This is a genomic window from Streptomyces uncialis (assembly GCF_036250755.1).
GTDB lineage: Bacteria > Actinomycetota > Actinomycetes > Streptomycetales > Streptomycetaceae > Streptomyces > Streptomyces uncialis.
In genome coordinates, this window is sequence record NZ_CP109583.1 from 3,630,068 (window position 1) to 3,645,346 (window position 15,279).

The following is a 15,279-nucleotide window of genomic DNA, read 5'->3' on the forward strand; positions in this document are numbered from 1 at the left end:
GGAACCGCGCACCCCCGGACCACCCCCACCGGAACAAGTGGGCTCAGGTGGGCGAACCCGGCGGCGCGGGCGAAGGCGACCCGCGGCGCACCGAGGCCCCCGTCGGGCGTCCCGGGAGTCCGCGCCGGAGGCGGAAGGGGCGGGTGGGCGGGAGAATCCCCCGTCACCCCATGGCCCGGCGCAGCGTCCCGCAGGACACTTGATCCGCGACCACCACGCATGAGACATGAAGGGGGACATGACATGCGACCCACCCATCGGACCGAAGCCGAACACCTGTTGACCCGAGCCGTCGAGGAGGAGGTCCGCCGCACCGGCGGCCGCGTCGACGGCACGGTCCTGCTGACCCGGGCGAAGACCGCCCTGGACACCCTCGCGGCCACCGCCGACCAGGAGTACACCGCGTACACCCAGTCCCTGGACGAGGCGGGCGCCGGCACCCTCACCTTCGGCGGCCGCTTCCGCGCCGAGGGCGGCGCCACCGGCCTGCTCGTCACCGCCGTGGCCACCGCCGCGACGGTCGCGGCGGACCTCGCACTCGGCACCAGCGCCTCCGTGGCGACCGTCGCGGGGGCGACCGTCGCGGTGGCCTCCGCCACGGCCGTCGTCGCCAGGGTCACCGCCGCCCACCTCCCCGCCGCCAGCCGCCGCAAGGGCGCCCTGAGCCAGCCCGGCGGCCCGCAGCAGCTCCGCCTCCAGTGGCTGACCGCCCTGGAGGTCCGCGGCATCCGCCCGTTCCTCGACCAGCAGCGCGTCCTCGCGTCCGCGACCGGCGGCAGCGGTGACCGGGGGCAGCCCCCGCGGCTGCGCGGCACCGACAAGAGCGCCGCGGCCCGCCGCCGTACCGTGATGGAGCAGTCGTTCGCGCAACTCCCCGCGGTGGAGGGCCCGTTCACCGGCCGCCGTGCCGCGATGAGCCGGATCGCCCAGTGGGTGCACGCCGCCCGCGCGGGCACCGAGACCCGGCCGACGGTCGTCGTCCTGCACGGCGCCCCCGGCTCCGGCCGCACCACCCTCGCGATCCGCGCCGCGCATCACCTCAAGGACCAGTTCCGCGGCGCCTGCGTCGTGGACCTGCGCGGCGACAACCCCGAGGAGTCGCCGCTGCCCACCCGGGACGCCCTGCTGCATCTGCTCAACCGCCTCGGCGCACCCCGCGAACAGCTCCTGTTCCGCGAACGCGCCACCCAGGACAGCCAGTTGAAGCGGCTCGGCGAGCTGTACCACCAGCATCTGACGGGGCTGCCCGTCACCATCGTGCTGGACGACGCGAGCGACGCCGAGCAGGTCCGCACCCTGATACCGGAACGCTCCGACAGCCTCGTCCTGGTCACCTCCCGGGACCCGCTGCGCCTGCCCGACGACCTGCCCGCCCATGTGCACCACCTTCCCGTGGAGGCGCTGGACGAGGCCGCCGCCGAGGAACTGCTCGCCGCCGCCGCGCAGGACAGCTCGGGGCCGTACGACGCGGAGGCCACCGAGCGGATCACCCGGCTGTGCGGCGGGCTCCCGCTGGCGCTGCGGATCGCGGGCTCCGCGCTCGGCCCGCGCACCCGGCCCCGGCTCGCCGGGGACCTCGCCGCGTACGGGCCGGTCGGCCCCGTGGAGCGGGCCCTGTGGCTGCGCTACACCGACCAGTCCGACCAGGCCCGCAGGCTGCTGCGGCGGCTCACCCTGGCCGGCCGCGCCTCGCTCGGCACCGCCGCCGCGGCGGCCCTCCTCGCCACCGATGACACCGAGGCCGCCAAGCATCTGTCGGCGCTGAGCCGCGCCGGACTCATCGACCATGTGCGCGGCAGCCGCTACCGCCTCCACGACCTGGTCCGCGCCTTCGCGCAGGCCCGGCTGCACGACGAGGAGGAGCCCGGGGAGCGGGGCGCCGCGCAGGAACGTCTCATCGTCAACTACGCCGAGCTGGCGGACTCGGTGATCCGGCTGGTCGACGGGAAGATGTCGACCCGGGCCGACCGGTTCGGCCCGCACGGTTTCACCTCGCTGGACCACGCGCTGCGCTGGCTCGACGACGAGTCCAGCTTCATCACCGCGACCCTGCGGCACGCCGAGGGCGTCGACCAGGGCGCGGTGCTGAACCTGCTGGGCGCGCTGTGCGACTACTGCCTGCTGCGCGGCGACCTCTACCGGCTGGGCGAGATCAACGAGCTGACGCAGGCCATCGACCAGGGGCTGCTGATGCGGTCGGTGCAGTGGCGTACGGGTATCGCCGCGCGGCAGCTCGGCGAGCTGGACAAGGCCCGCACCACCCTGACCTCGGTGGTCGACCTGTACCGCGAGGCCCGGCACGAGGCGGGGGTGGCCCGCGCGCTGTGCTCGCTGGGGATCACCCTGCACCACCAGGGCAACCTCACCGAGGCCGCGGCGAAGCTGCGCGAGGCGCTGGCGCTCCAGGCGTCCGACGCGCTCGCCGCCGACCGGGCGTGGACCCTGCACGCGCTGGCCGCCGTCGAGCGCGACCGGGCCCGGCTCGCCGAGGCCCTCGAACTGCTCGGCACGGCACTGGAGCTGCACCGCGAGGGCGAGTCCGTGCACGGCGAGGCGTGGGCGCACTTCCAGCTCGGCCAGTGCGGGCTGCGGATGGGGGACGTACCGCGCGCGGAGACGGAGCTGAAGGCGGCGCTGGAGCTGTACCGGCGGACCCGGGACGCCCGCGGCGAGGCATGGGCACTGACCCAGCTGGCGCGCGCCCGGATCGTGGCCGGGGACGCCGCGCAGGCCGCCGAGGGGCTGCGGCAGGCCGGGGCCCGCCACCGGGACAACGAGGACGCCCGCGGCGAGGCGTGGACGCTGTACTACCTCGGGCAGGCGCTGGAGGAGACCGGCGACCTCGACCAGGCGGTACGGGAGCTGGAGCGCTCCCGCACGATGTTCTCGCGGATGCGGGACGTGTACGGGCTCGCGTGCGCGCGCCACCACAGCGCGCGGGTCACCCGCGACCAGCGGGCCGCGCAGACCGGTTCCCTGCGCAACAGCGGCTTCGCCCGGCAGCTGCTGGTCGACGCGCGGGCCGACTTCCAGCGGATCGGGGTCGCGCACGGCGAGGCGTGGACGTGTCTGGAGCTGGCGGTCGTCGACGCGGGCAACGCCCGCGCGGCGCAGGCGCTGGCCCTGTGCGACGAGGCGGCGGCCCTGTTCGCCGGGTACGGGGACCTCCGCGGGGAGGACTGGGCGCGGTTCCTGCGCTGCACGCTGCTGCCGTACGCGTCACCCGGCGGGGTGGAGATCGGGACGGCGGTCGCCCAGGAGGAACTGACACAGCTCGCGCGCGACGGACATCCGGCGCGGGACGGGAAGCTGGATCAGTACGTGGACACGTACGGGCTGCTGCTGGAGCGCGGGGTCACGCTGGAGCAGGGCTGGCAGGCATGGCGCCTCGGGATGGTCCCGGGCAGGCACGCCCGCGAGGTGATGGGCGTACCCCTGCCCTGACACCTGCGCGGATCGCCCCGGCTCGCGGCCCCAGGGCTTCCCCGGTGGGCGCACTTGTTCCCGCGCGGGTACCGAAGGGGGGCGCGGTTCCCCGCGCCCCCGAGGGGCGACCGCGCATCCCGCACCGGCACCGGCAGCCGCACCCGTACCGGACCCGGTGTCAGGCCTTCGGGTCGGACGCCCGGCCTGCCTCGTCCACCCCCGCCACGGGGGCCTCCTTGAAGTCCACCTTGCCCATGTGCCGGGTCATGGACTTCATCAGCCCCCACACGGCGACGGCCATCACCGCGAAGACGACGAACCCCAGCACCCCGGGGGTGACCTTGTTCTTGTCGAGATCCGCCGCCAGCGGCACGAGGTTCGAGACGGCCTGGGTCACACTCACGCTCACGCTCATGTCAAGCATTGTCCCGGATGCCCGCGAAGAGGTCGTCCTCGGGGAGGGAGGTGTCGACCAGCGACCGCGCGAGCTCGTACTCCTCGGTCGGCCAGACCTCCTTCTGGATGTCCATCGGGACCCGGAACCAGCCGCCGTCGGGGTCGATCTGTGTGGCGTGCGCGATCAGCGCCTTGTCACGGATCTCGTAGAACTCCGCGCACGGGACGTGCGTGGTCAGCGTCCGCTCGACCCGCTCGAACTCGTCCCACCGCTTGAGCCAGTCCCCGTAGGGCGACTCCAGCCCGCGGTCCAGCAGGGCCTGGTGCAGCGCCTCGGTCCGGGGCCGGTTGAAGCCCTGGTTGTAGTAGAGCTTGCGCGGCTGGTACACGGGCCCGAAGTCGTCCTCGGGGTACTTCTCCGGGTCCCCCGCGCCGTCGAAGGCGATCATCGAGATCTTGTGGGTCATGATGTGGTCGGGGTGCGGGTAGCCCCCGTTCTCGTCGTACGTGGTGATCACCTGCGGACGGAACGCGCGGATCTTGCGGACCAGCCGCCCGGCCGCCCCGTCCTCGTCCTCCAGCGCGAAGCAGCCCTCCGGCAGCGGCGGCAGCGGGTCGCCCTCGGGCAGCCCCGAGTCGATGTAGCCGAGCCACTCCTGATCGACGCCGAGGATCTCGCGCGCCTCGTCCATCTCCTTCTTGCGGACCTCGTGGATGTTCTCCTCGATGTAGGGGTCACCCTGGAGCTTGGGGTTGAGGACGGAGCCCCGCTCGCCGCCCGTGCAGGTCACCACCAGCACGTCGACCCCTTCGGACACGTACTTCGCCATGGTGGCCGCGCCCTTGGACGACTCGTCGTCCGGGTGGGCGTGCACGGCCATGAGTCGCAGCTGCTCAGTCAAGACTCGAAACCTCATCGAATTCGGCGCCCGGATGTGGGGGCGCGTTGGGCGGCTTCTATAGTGACCGAAACGGGGGACGAATAATTCCGGGACCCTGTCCCCGTCACCCCTCCCTGGAGGACGATCATGAGCGCGGTCCGTGAGCAACCGCCGGAGGGCCGCTACGGCCGTTCCGCGGAGGAGCGCACCGATCGGCGGCTCAGGGTCACCGGCGCCGTACTGGGTGCCGGTCTGCTCGGGCTGGTCACCTGGATCGGTTACGGATACATCTCCAGCCAGACGCTCAGCGGCGAGATGATCCGGTTCAAGGTGGTCTCGGACCGTGCGATCGAGACGCATCTGGAGGTCCGCAAGGACTCCGAGGCGCGCGGGTTCTGCACCGTCCGCGCCCAGTCCGAGGACGGCGCCGAGGTGGGCCGCGCGGACTTCCGGTTCGACCAGCGCAGCGACCGGGTGGACGAGGTGGTCACCTTGCGGACCACCGCGCGTGCCACCGCGGTCGAACTGGTGGGCTGCGAGTCGGACACGTAGGTGGGCGTACCGGCCCCGCGCTGATCGCGACCGGTCCGTCCACGAGCCCCCGGCTCCGTGGGTCCGTCCCACGTGCACATGTTTGTCATCGCTTCGGCATGCGCATGCTTTTCTCAGGGTCTTTGCGCTCGCATACCGGCGCCGGCCTGCGTTGACGTATGTCTGATGCGATATGTCCTCCCCCTTCCACGCCTGAATTGTTAGGCTCGTGGTTTCGCCCGACCGTGGACGCTCACTGTCCCCGGTAGGGCGATGCTTTGTATTCCCAGTACCGACGAGGAGCACCTTGTGACCCAGACCAGTGAGAGCGTCACCTGGCTTACGCAGGAGGCGTACAACCAGCTCAAGGCCGAGCTGGAGTACCTGTCTGGTCCCGCGCGCACCGAGATCGCCAAGAAGATCGAGGCGGCTCGTGAGGAGGGGGACCTGCGGGAGAACGGCGGGTACCACGCGGCCAAGGAGGAGCAGGGGAAGCAGGAGCTCCGGGTGCGCCAGCTCACCCAGCTCCTGGAGAACGCGAAGATCGGCGAGACCCCGCCGGACGACGGCATCGTCGAGCCCGGCATGGTCGTCACGATCGCCTTCGACGGCGACAAGGACGACACACTCACCTTCCTGATGGCCTCGCGTGAGTACGCCACGTCCGACATCGAGACGTACTCTCCGCAGTCCCCGCTGGGCAAGGGCGTCAACGGCAAGAAGGTCGGCGAGGTGGCGAGCTACGAACTGCCGAACGGCAACCTCGCGTCGGTGACGGTCCTGGCGGCGAAGCCGTACACAGGCTGACCCCACACACGGTACGAGGGCCCCGGGCGACGTTTCCCGGGGCCCTCGCGTTGCCCGGCCACCGCCTCACGCCTCGAAGTCGTACTCCAGGACGTACGCGGCGGAGTCGAGCGTCATCTCGTTCACCTCGACGGCCCGCCCGTCCGCGCCGAACGCGGTCCGGCAGATCAGCACCACGGGTGTGCCGGAGCCGAGCCCGAGCCGGGCGGCCTCGTCCTGGGTCGGCATCCGGGAACGGATCTCCTCCCGGAACCGGGCAGGCCCGTGCCCCAGCTCGGCGAGCCGGGCGTAGCTGCCACCGGGTCCGGTGTCGTCCCGGGTGATCGCGGAACCGGCCACGAGATCGGCCGGAAAGTACGAGGTGGCGAGGAGGACGGGTTTCCCGTCGAGGACGAACCGCCGCCCGCGCGCGAGCACGTCCGCCCCGGCCTCCAGCCCCAGTACCCGCGCCACATGCGCGGGAGCGTGTTCCTCCCGCACGACGAGCTGATCGACGACGAGCTCCCGCTCCCCGACATCCCCGTCCCACACGGACCGCCCGGCCCCCCACCCGTCCCGCGCGAGCCGGGTGATCCCGCGTCGTCGCACAGGTCGAAACTCTCGAACGAAGACACCTGAACCTTTACGTGACTCTGCCAGACCTTCGTTCTGGAGCACGCCGAGTGCCTGGCGCGCGGTCATCCGGGCCACCTGGTGTTCAGCCATGAGGTCGTTCTCGCCTGGCAGGCGATCGCCTGGACCGTATGCACCCGACCGGATGGCTTCCCGCAGCGCATCAGCGATGAGCTGGTACTTAGGTCGGCGACCGCTACCTGTGGACACCCGTTCTCCTCCCTGATCCTGTCTAGAGATCCTAAACGGCCAACAACACACCCACCTCCGGCAGGCCCTGCGACCCATGAGTGCCAATTGACATCTCTAGAGATCCGAGGTTCTCTAGAGATGTCGGACGGTCCTCATGAAAGAAGAGATCGCCATGTCGTCATTCACAAATAGGGTTCATCACCCCAACCTGGTCCCGTACATCACGGCCTGGAGTTCCGAGCGGACGCAGCGGCCGCCCGTGATCGTCCGGGGCGCGGGCATCGGCTACGCGGACGAGTCCCCCTACGACCGGGACGGTGACGGCGTCCTGTGGATGCGGGAGTCCGTCAGTCCCGGACGGGGCAGGCCGGAGTTCGGGCGGGTCCATCTGATGCGGCAGCGCCGGGCGATGCGCAGGCTGCTGTGCCAGGTCTGCGGCCGGGCCGCGGACCGCGACGGCGACGGTGTGCTGTGGCTGCTCGGGGAACACGACGCCGCCGAGCTCACGACCAGCCATCCACCGCTCTGCGTCCCGTGTGCCGCGCAGGCGGCGAGATCCTGCCCGTACCTGCGCGGCGGGTGCACCGCCGTGCGCGCCCGGAGCCGCACACCGATCGGCGTGCACGGCATGGTCTACCGGCCAGGGTTCCCCTTCCCGGTCGCGGAGACGGACGGCGGTGTGCTCTACGGCGACGAACGCATCCGCTGGACACGGGCCGCGCAGCTCATCGTCCGGCTGGCGGAGGTGACCGTGGTGGAGCTGCACACGGGTGTGCCCGCCGCGCGGCGATGAGCCGAGCGACGGGCACAGGGACGAGGAACCCTCCCGTCAGGAAGCCGCGTCGCGGTACTTGCGGACGGCCAGGGTGCGGAAGACGACGATGATCAGGACGGACCAGATCAGGGACGCCCAGACGGGGTGCTGCATGGGCCAGGCCGGGGAGTCGACCACGCCCGGGTTGCCGAAGAGTTCGCGGCAGGCCTGGACGGTCGCGCTGAACGGGTTCCAGTCCGCGACATGCTGGAGCCACGGGGTCATCTGGCTGGAGTCCACGAACGCGTTCGAGATGAACGTGACCGGGAAGAGCCAGATCAGCCCGCCCGAGGTCGCCGCCTCGGGGGTGCGGACGGAGAGGCCGATCAGGGCGCCGATCCAGGAGAAGGCGTAGCCGAGCAGAAGCAGCAGGGCGAACGCCGCCAGCGTCTTCAGGATGCCCTCGTGGGCGCGCCAGCCCACCAGGAGGGCGACGACCACCAGGACGACGACGGTGAGCGCCGTCTGGACCAGGTCCGCGAGGGTGCGGCCGGTGAGGACCGCGCCGCGTGACATGGGCAGCGAGCGGAAGCGGTCGACGAGGCCCTTGTGCATGTCGTCCGCGATCCCGGCGCCCGCGCCGGCCGTCGCGAAGGTCACGGTCTGCGCGAAGATGCCCGCCATCAGGAACTCGCGGTACACCTGCGGGCTGGTGTCGCCCGCGACGCTCACCGAGCCGCCGAAGACATAGCTGAACAGGACGACGAACATCACCGGCTGGATCAGGCCGAACAGCACGATCTCGGGGATCCGGGTCATCCGGATCAGGTTTCTTCGGGCGATCACCAGGGAGTCCCGGACGGACTGGACGACGCCCCCGGAGCCCTTCGGCGCGGCGGGCCGCACCGTTTCGGTCGCTGCGCTCATCGGCCCGTCTCCTCGTCGGTCGTGGCGGTCGGGGTCACCGGTTCCATGGGCAGCCGGGGCCGTTGCCCCTCGCCCGGCCTCGGCGGGGAGTCGGGGCCGCCGCTCTCACCGGCCTCGGCCGCGTGGCCGGTGAGGGAGAGGAACACGTCGTCCAGGGTGGGGCGGCGCAGTCCGATGTCGTCGATCTCGATGCCGCGGGAGTCGAGTTCGCGGATGACCTCGGCGAGCAGCTTGGCACCGCCGTCGACCGGGACGGTGAGCTTGCGGGTGTGCTGCTCGGTGCTCACCTCGCCCTTGCCGAGCGCGGCGAGCACCCCGGACGCGGTGGTCATGTGCTCGCGCTCGTGGACGACGACCTCGACGCGTTCCCCGCCGGTGCGGGCCTTGAGCTGGTCGGAGGTGCCGCGGGCGATGACCTTGCCGTGGTCGACCACGCAGATGTCGTGCGCGAGGTGGTCGGCCTCCTCCAGGTACTGGGTGGTGAGCAGCAGCGTCGTACCGCCCGCGACGAGTTCCTGGATGACCTCCCACAGGGCCAGCCGGTTACGGGGGTCGAGTCCGGTGGTCGGCTCGTCCATGAACATCACGGGCGGGGAGACGACGAGCGCGGCGGCGAGGTCGAGCCGGCGGCGCATACCGCCGGAGTACGTCTTGGCGGTGCGGTCGGCGGCGTCCGCGAGCCCGAAGCGCTCCAGGAGTTCATCGGCGCGGACCTTGGCGGCCTTCGACTTCAGCTGGTAGAGCTGGCCGACCATACGGAGGTTCTCGCGGCCGGTCAGATACTCGTCGACGGCGGCGAACTGGCCGGAGAGGCCGATCGAGCGCCGGACGTCGTTGGGGTTCTTGAGGACGTCGATGCCCGCGACGACCGCGCGGCCGCTGTCCGGGCGGAGCAGGGTGGTCAGACAGCGCACCGCGGTGGTCTTCCCCGCGCCGTTCGGGCCGAGCAGGCCGAGGACGGTGCCTTCGGGGACGTCGAGGTCGACCCCGTCCAGCGCTCTGACATCGCCGAAGGTCTTCACGAGACCTTCCGCGTGGATGGCGGCCGGCATGTGGTTTCTCCCAGTGGTCCGGTCGCCCCCGGGCAGGCGGGCGACTCGTTCAAGACAGTCAAATTTGCCGGATTTGTCGCTATATGTACAGCCGTGCGGAATCCGGGCAGCGACGGCTCGGGCCCGCGCCGGGCGGACCGAAGGCCACACCATAACGCGATGTATCGCGTCTCTCAACGGATTTCACCGAAGTCGGTACGGGGCCTCGGGGCGAGGAGAGGACGGGGTGCGGGCCGGGCGTCCGGGACCGGCGGGGGCGGGCGCGTGGGATGGGCTCGGGCGGGCGCGTGGGATGGGTGCGGGCGGGTGCGGGCGGGCTCCGGGGAGACGCCCGCGCCCGTACCCCCCGGGGTCACTCGATGATCGTGTAGGAGGCCGTCCGCAGGGCGTCACGGACCTCGTCGCAGTGGTCGGGGCCCTTGGTCTCCAGATGCAGCTCCACCTCCGCCTCCGTCAGCCCGAGCCGCGGATCGGTACGCACATGGCTCACGTCCAGGACATTGGCGTCGGCCTCCGAGAGAACGCCCAGCAGCGTGGCGAGCGCCCCCGGCCGGTCGGTGAGCCGCAGCCGGACCGCGAGATAACGGCCCGCCGCGGCCATCCCGTGCCGCAGGATGCGCTGCATCAGCACCGGATCGACGTTCCCCCCGGACAGCACCGCCACCACCGGCCCCGTGAACGCCCCGGGGTCACCGAGCAGCGCGGCCACCGGCGCCGCGCCCGCCGGTTCCACCACCATCTTGGCCCGCTCCAGACACAGCAGCAGCGCGCTCGACAGCTCGTCCTCGGAGACCGTCCGCACCTCGTCCACCAGCTCCGCGACGATCCGGAACGGGACACCGCCCGGCCGCCCCACCTTGATCCCGTCGGCCATCGTCGCCTGGTGCCGGATCGACACCGGCCGTCCCGCCGCCAGCGAGGGCGGATACGCCGCCGCGCCCGCGGCCTGCACCCCCACGATCCGCACATCCGGGCGCAGCGCCTTCACCGCCACCGCGATCCCCGCGGCGAGCCCGCCACCGCCCATCCCGACCACGATGGTCCGCACCTCGGGGCACTGCTCCAGGATCTCCAGCCCGACGGTGCCCTGACCCGCGACGATGTCCCGGTGGTCGAACGGGTGGATGAACACCGCGCCCGTCCGCTCCGCGTGCTCCTGCGCCGCGGCCAGCGCCTCGTCGACGACCTGACCATGGAGCCTCACCTCCGCGCCGTACTCCCGGGTCGCCGCGATCTTCGGGAGCGGTGCCCCCAACGGCATGAACACGGTAGAACGCACCCCGAGGAGCGCCGACGCGTGCGCGACCCCCTGCGCGTGGTTGCCCGCGCTGGCCGCGACGACCCCCGCCGCGCGCTCCTCCGGCAGCAGACCCGCGATCCGCACGTACGCGCCGCGCACCTTGAACGAACCCGTCCGCTGGAGGTTCTCGCACTTGAGCCGGACCGGGGCGCCCACCAGCGCCGACAGATGACGGCTTCCCTCTATCGGGGTCATCCGGGCGACCCCCGCGAGCATCTTCCGGGCACCGCTCACGTCGTCGAGCGTGACGGGCTGGTCGACGGGGAGAAAGGAGTCAGCGGCGGGGTAGCTCATGACGCAAGTCTCGCAGCTCACACCGTCCGCGCCCCGGGGCGCCGCCGGTTTCTCCAGCGCCCGTACGGGGGGCCGTTCTCCCGCGTACTCTGTCCCCCAATTCTTTCCCCACGCATGAAGTGAGCCTCCGGCCATGCCCACAACACCAGAAATGTCGATGGACATGATGACCTCCGGCGACACCGGTCTTCTCGACGCCCTCCAGCACGAAGTGGCGCTCTTCGCCCGCCGTGCCGAACAGACCCGCCTCGGCGGGGTGGGGCAGGTGCGCAACTCGATGGACCGCGCCGCCTATCTGCTGCTCAACCGCCTTGACAAGGAAGGACCGATGGGGGTCAAAGCGCTGGCCGCCAGTATGGGTATCGACTCCTCGACCGTGACCCGCCAGGTCGCGCCGCTCGTCGACACCGGACTGGTGAAACGCACGTCGCACCCCGAGGACGGCCGCGCGGTCGTCCTCCAGCTCTCCCCGCGCGGCCAGGGCCGGTTGGAGGAGGTGCGCTGCTCCCGCCGGGAGCTGATGGCCCAGTTGACCGACGAGTGGGAACCGGTCGAACGCGAACAGTTCTGCGCCCTCCTCACCCGTTTCAACACCGCCCTGTCCGCCCGGATGGCCGCGCCCGCACCCGGCACGGACCCCGTGACCGAATCCTGAACCGCCCCGCCCCCGGACCGGGCAGCGCCCACCGGCGCGCGTGACGCACCGCCGGACAACTCCCGTCCGTACGGGCTGAGTCACCCCCGTCCACCCATCCACCCGCCCCGGGTTCTCGCCGCCCGACCGTCCGGAGCCGACGCCGACTGGACCCGGACATCCGTCGAACAGAACCCGGGCCCCGAACCCCGGGGGCCACGCGGATCCCCGCCCCGCCCCCGGAGCCGTACGCACCCTTGACCCCGGCCCCGTCCCTGCCCCGATAGTGGGAGCGGGGCGCGTACCGGTGCCCCGTACGACATGGCCCCGCCGAGGGCCGCACGCGGGGTCGGGAGGCGCGATGCGCACACGGCACACGAGCCGTGACGCCCGCCGGGAAAGGGAGTTCGCGGCGTTCGTCGCGGGCGCCGCCCCCCGGCTGCTGCACACCGCGGCCCTGCTCACCGCCGAACCCCCCGACACCCCGGTCCCCCGCGCGCGGGCCCTGCTCACGCACGCCCTCGCGCTCACCTACGCCGACTGGGACGGGCTGCGCGGCGACGACCCGTACGACCACGCCCGCGGCCGTCTCGTCACCCGCTACGACCGTGACAGCTGGCATCCCCGCGCACCCCGCCACCACCCGCCGCCCGTCCCGGGCGGCGTCCTCGCCGCGCTCGGCCCGCGCGAGCGGCTCGTGCTCGTGCTGCGGCTGCACGAAGGGGTCGCCGAGGAGCAGATCGCGGCGCTGCTCGGGCTGTCCGCGGAGCGGGTCCGGGTGCTCTGCGCGCGGGCGGTGGCCACGGTGCTGGGCCCTCGGGCCGGGCGGGGCGTGCCGGGGGGTGCCGTCAGGACGGCGGGTGCGGGTTCCGGGGCCGGGGCCGGTGCGGGTGCCGGTGCGGGTGCCGGTGCGGGCGGCCCTCGGTGAGCGGCGACCGCAAGGAGGACGCCGTGCGGCGGCTCCTGGCGGGTGGGGCGCCGGTGGTGCCGGCCGGGCTGTGCGGGGACGCGGTGCGGCGCGGGGGGCGGGTGCGGGGGCGGCGGCGGGTCGTTCGGCGGGTGCTGTGGCTGTTGGTGCTCGGTGTCGCGGTGGCGTTCGTGGTGTGGGCGTCGCTGGTCCGCCCCTGGTCGGTCCCGCCCTCGGTGACGACCCCGCCGCTCACCGGTTGGTGACCCTGGTCGGGGGTCGCCTTCGCCTGCGGCGCCGAGGTCTGTCCGGCGTGGCGCACTTCGTTGCTGTGCCGTCGTTCGTGGGTTTCGCGCAGTTCCCCGCGGGTCGCCTTCGCTTGCGCTTCCCAGGTCTGTCCGGCTGGGCGCACTTCGTTCCTGTGCCGTCGCCCGGTGGTTTCGCGCAGTTCCCCGCGCCCCTTTGGGGCGCCATCTGCTTGTTCTTCGGGTCGGTGCCGGTCGGGATTCTCCGTCCTCGATCCGACACGCTCGGTACGACGTGTCCTTGCCGGACTGAAGAGCATCGGAGTCTGCGAGCAGAGATTCCCGCCCACCCCCTCCCGTAGTCCGGCGAGTCCGCGAGGAGGGTGGTTCCGCAAGCAAAGGCCCGCACCTGACCGACAGCCTGAAGAGGCGCCCCCAAAGGGGCGCGGGGAACTGCGCAAAAGACGAGGGCTGACCCGCACCCGGCGAACGACCGCAAGGGAGCAGCATCCAGGGGCGCGGGGAACTGCGCACCCACGGACGTACCCGCACGGGAACAGGTACGCCCAGGTGGGGAACCCCAGGGGCGCGGGGAACTGCGCGAGCAACCAAGGACCATCCGCACCCGAACGGGAACCGCAAGAGGCGCGATCCAAGGGGCGCGGGGAACTGCGCAAAAACGAGGACCGGCCCGCACCCGAAAAGCGACCGCAAGAGGGCAGCACCCAGGGGCGCGGGGAACTGCGCACCCACGGACGTACCCGCACGGGAACAGGTACGCCCAGGTGGGGAACCCCAGGGGCGCGGGGAACTGCGCGAGCGACCAAGGACCATCCGCACCCGAACGGGTACCGCAAGAGGCGCGATCCAAGGGGCGCGGGGAACTGCGCAAAGACGAGGACGGTCCCGCACCCGAAATGCGACCGTAAGAGGGCAGCACCCAGGGGCGCGAGGAACTGCGCACCCCCGGACGTACCCGCACCCGGACAAGTACGCCCAGCGCAGGAAACCCAGAAGCGCGAGCGAAGGCGACCCGTGGGGAACTGCGCACCCCCGGACGTACCCGTACGGGGACAGGTACGTCCGGCTGCGGGTACTCCGGGGGCGCCGGCGAAGACGGGGACGCCGTCAGCCCAGTGCGCGTTGGAGGTCGGCGAGAAGATCGTCCGCGTTCTCGATGCCGACCGAGAGCCGGACGAGATCCCCGGGCACCTCCAGCGCGGACCCCGCGACCGACGCGTGCGTCATCCGCCCCGGGTGCTCGATCAGCGACTCGACCCCGCCCAGCGACTCCCCGAGGGTGAACAGCTCGGCCCGGTCGCACACCGCGACCGCCGCCTCCTCGCCCCCGGCGACCTGGAAGGACACCATCCCCCCGAACCGCTTCATCTGCTTCGCGGCGATCTCGTGCCCCGGGTGCTCGGGCAGCCCCGGGTACAGCACCTTCGTCACCCGCGGATGCCGCGTCAGCATGTCCGCGACCCGGGTCGCGTTCTCGCTGTGCCGGTCCATCCGCACGGCCAGCGTCTTGATGCCGCGCAGCACGAGCCAGGAGTCGAAGGGCCCGGCGACCGCGCCCATCGCGTTCTGGTGGTACGCCAGCTCCTCCGCGAGCGCGGGATCGGAGGCGATCAGCGCGCCGCCGACGACGTCCGAGTGGCCGCCCATGTACTTGGTCAGCGAGTGGACGACGACATCGGCGCCGAGGGCGAGCGGCTGCTGGAGGTACGGCGTCGCGAACGTGTTGTCGACGACGAGCCGCACCCCGGTCTCCCGGGCGATCTGCGCCAGCACGGGGATGTCGGTGATGCCGAGCAGCGGGTTGGAGGGCGTCTCCACCCAGATCGCCTTGGTGCGCGGGGTGACGGCCGCGCGAACCGCGTCGGGCTCGGAGGTGTGCGCGACGGAGAACTCCACGCCCCAGCGCGCGGCGACCTTCGCGAAGAGCCGGAAGGTGCCGCCGTACGCGTCGTCGGGGATCACGACATGGTCGCCGGGCGCGAGCAGCGTCCGCAGCAGACAGTCCTCGGCGGCGAGCCCGGAGGCGAACGCCAGCCCCCGTACCCCGCCCTCCAGCGCGGCGAGGTTCTCCTCCAGGGCGGTCCGGGTCGGGTTCGCGCTGCGGCTGTACTCGTAGCCGCCGCGCAGCCCCCCGACGCCGTCCTGCTTGAACGTGGAGACCTGGTGGATCGGGGGGACCACCGCGCCGGTGAGGGGATCGGCGGTGTTCCCCGCGTGGATCGCGACGGTCTCGAAGGAATGCGTGGTGTGCGAGTCGCTCATGGACACCGAGCGTAATGCGGACGGGCACCGGGCCGTGC

The 15,279-nt window shown here is 72.2% G+C and carries 14 protein-coding genes; 7 read left to right on the plus strand and 7 right to left on the minus strand.

Features of this window, described 5'->3' with window-relative positions; genetic code table 11:
- Positions 1-243: 243 nt before the first annotated feature.
- Positions 244-3,444, plus strand: coding sequence for a tetratricopeptide repeat protein (locus OG711_RS14795; RefSeq protein WP_329559461.1), 3,201 nt, complete (start codon positions 244-246; stop codon positions 3,442-3,444).
- 160 nt (positions 3,445-3,604) lie between these two features.
- Here OG711_RS14795 and OG711_RS14800 read toward each other — a convergent pair whose 3' ends face one another.
- Both OG711_RS14800 and mca read right to left on the minus strand, forming a co-directional pair.
- Positions 3,605-3,841 carry a hypothetical protein gene (locus OG711_RS14800; RefSeq protein WP_073784255.1) on the minus strand — a complete coding sequence of 79 codons (237 nt, stop codon included), beginning with the start codon at positions 3,839-3,841 and terminating at the stop codon, positions 3,605-3,607.
- A gap of 1 nt (position 3,842) precedes the next feature.
- Positions 3,843-4,724, minus strand: a complete 882-nt coding sequence (mca, locus tag OG711_RS14805; RefSeq protein WP_266508541.1) for a mycothiol conjugate amidase Mca — start codon at positions 4,722-4,724, stop codon at positions 3,843-3,845.
- A gap of 126 nt (positions 4,725-4,850) precedes the next feature.
- On the opposite strand from mca, the gene OG711_RS14810 reads away from it, so the two are divergent.
- A complete protein-coding gene (locus OG711_RS14810) occupies positions 4,851-5,255 on the plus strand; it encodes a DUF4307 domain-containing protein (RefSeq protein ID WP_329559462.1) in 405 nt (134 codons plus the stop codon).
- A 288-nt stretch (positions 5,256-5,543) separates the two neighbouring features.
- The gene (gene greA / locus OG711_RS14815) at positions 5,544-6,041 is read left to right on the plus strand and encodes a transcription elongation factor GreA (RefSeq protein WP_073784249.1); all 498 of its coding nucleotides are present in this window, start codon (positions 5,544-5,546) and stop codon (positions 6,039-6,041) included.
- A 66-nt stretch (positions 6,042-6,107) separates the two neighbouring features.
- Here greA and OG711_RS14820 read toward each other — a convergent pair whose 3' ends face one another.
- Positions 6,108-6,863 (minus strand): GntR family transcriptional regulator, encoded by a 756-nt coding sequence (locus tag OG711_RS14820; protein ID WP_329559463.1) that lies wholly within the window; start codon positions 6,861-6,863, stop codon positions 6,108-6,110.
- 154 nt (positions 6,864-7,017) lie between these two features.
- Here OG711_RS14820 and OG711_RS14825 point away from each other — a divergent pair, with 154 nt between their 5' ends.
- A complete protein-coding gene (locus OG711_RS14825; protein WP_329559465.1) occupies positions 7,018-7,638 on the plus strand; it encodes a hypothetical protein in 621 nt (206 codons plus the stop codon).
- 36 nt (positions 7,639-7,674) lie between these two features.
- Here OG711_RS14825 and OG711_RS14830 read toward each other — a convergent pair whose 3' ends face one another.
- From OG711_RS14830 to ilvA, 3 genes are all read right to left on the minus strand, one after another.
- Complete coding sequence (locus tag OG711_RS14830) at positions 7,675-8,526, minus strand: ABC transporter permease (protein WP_073784241.1); 852 nt, start codon at positions 8,524-8,526, stop codon at positions 7,675-7,677.
- Positions 8,523-9,578, minus strand: a complete 1,056-nt coding sequence (locus OG711_RS14835) for an ATP-binding cassette domain-containing protein (protein WP_073784239.1) — start codon at positions 9,576-9,578, stop codon at positions 8,523-8,525. The genes OG711_RS14830 and OG711_RS14835 overlap by 4 nt, the downstream gene beginning before the upstream one ends.
- A 352-nt stretch (positions 9,579-9,930) precedes the next feature.
- Complete coding sequence (gene ilvA / locus OG711_RS14840) at positions 9,931-11,172, minus strand: threonine ammonia-lyase (RefSeq protein WP_073784237.1); 1,242 nt, start codon at positions 11,170-11,172, stop codon at positions 9,931-9,933.
- Positions 11,173-11,323: 151 nt separating this feature from the next.
- On the opposite strand from ilvA, the gene OG711_RS14845 reads away from it, so the two are divergent.
- The 3 genes from OG711_RS14845 (at position 11,324) to OG711_RS14855 (ending at position 12,979) form a co-directional block, all read left to right on the plus strand.
- Entirely contained in the window at positions 11,324-11,827 is a 504-nt protein-coding gene (locus OG711_RS14845) for a MarR family winged helix-turn-helix transcriptional regulator (protein ID WP_178390958.1), read from the plus strand.
- Positions 11,828-12,167: 340 nt separating this feature from the next.
- Positions 12,168-12,734, plus strand: a complete 567-nt coding sequence (locus tag OG711_RS14850; RefSeq protein WP_266508558.1) for a sigma factor-like helix-turn-helix DNA-binding protein — start codon at positions 12,168-12,170, stop codon at positions 12,732-12,734.
- Positions 12,735-12,757: 23 nt separating this feature from the next.
- Positions 12,758-12,979 carry a hypothetical protein gene (locus tag OG711_RS14855; protein ID WP_329559466.1) on the plus strand — a complete coding sequence of 74 codons (222 nt, stop codon included), beginning with the start codon at positions 12,758-12,760 and terminating at the stop codon, positions 12,977-12,979.
- A 1,107-nt stretch (positions 12,980-14,086) separates the two neighbouring features.
- On the opposite strand, the gene OG711_RS14860 is transcribed toward OG711_RS14855, so the two are convergent.
- The gene (locus tag OG711_RS14860) at positions 14,087-15,241 is read right to left on the minus strand and encodes a cystathionine gamma-synthase (protein WP_073784218.1); all 1,155 of its coding nucleotides are present in this window, start codon (positions 15,239-15,241) and stop codon (positions 14,087-14,089) included.
- Positions 15,242-15,279: the final 38 nt, after the last annotated feature.

Excerpts from the sequence above, each read along its gene's own strand:
- OG711_RS14795 (WP_329559461.1), top strand. The coding sequence starts at position 244 with ATGCGACCCACCCATCGGACCGAAGCCGAACACCTGTTGACCCGAGCC.
- OG711_RS14800 (WP_073784255.1), bottom strand. The coding sequence starts at position 3,841 with ATGAGCGTGAGCGTGAGTGTGACCCAGGCCGTCTCGAACCTCGTGCCG.
- OG711_RS14810 (WP_329559462.1), top strand. The coding sequence starts at position 4,851 with ATGAGCGCGGTCCGTGAGCAACCGCCGGAGGGCCGCTACGGCCGTTCC.
- OG711_RS14825 (WP_329559465.1), top strand. The coding sequence starts at position 7,018 with ATGTCGTCATTCACAAATAGGGTTCATCACCCCAACCTGGTCCCGTAC.
- OG711_RS14830 (WP_073784241.1), bottom strand. The coding sequence starts at position 8,526 with ATGAGCGCAGCGACCGAAACGGTGCGGCCCGCCGCGCCGAAGGGCTCC.
- OG711_RS14835 (WP_073784239.1), bottom strand. The coding sequence starts at position 9,578 with ATGCCGGCCGCCATCCACGCGGAAGGTCTCGTGAAGACCTTCGGCGAT.
- ilvA (WP_073784237.1), bottom strand. The coding sequence starts at position 11,172 with ATGAGCTACCCCGCCGCTGACTCCTTTCTCCCCGTCGACCAGCCCGTC.
- OG711_RS14845 (WP_178390958.1), top strand. The coding sequence starts at position 11,324 with ATGTCGATGGACATGATGACCTCCGGCGACACCGGTCTTCTCGACGCC.
- OG711_RS14850 (WP_266508558.1), top strand. The coding sequence starts at position 12,168 with ATGCGCACACGGCACACGAGCCGTGACGCCCGCCGGGAAAGGGAGTTC.
- OG711_RS14860 (WP_073784218.1), bottom strand. The coding sequence starts at position 15,241 with ATGAGCGACTCGCACACCACGCATTCCTTCGAGACCGTCGCGATCCAC.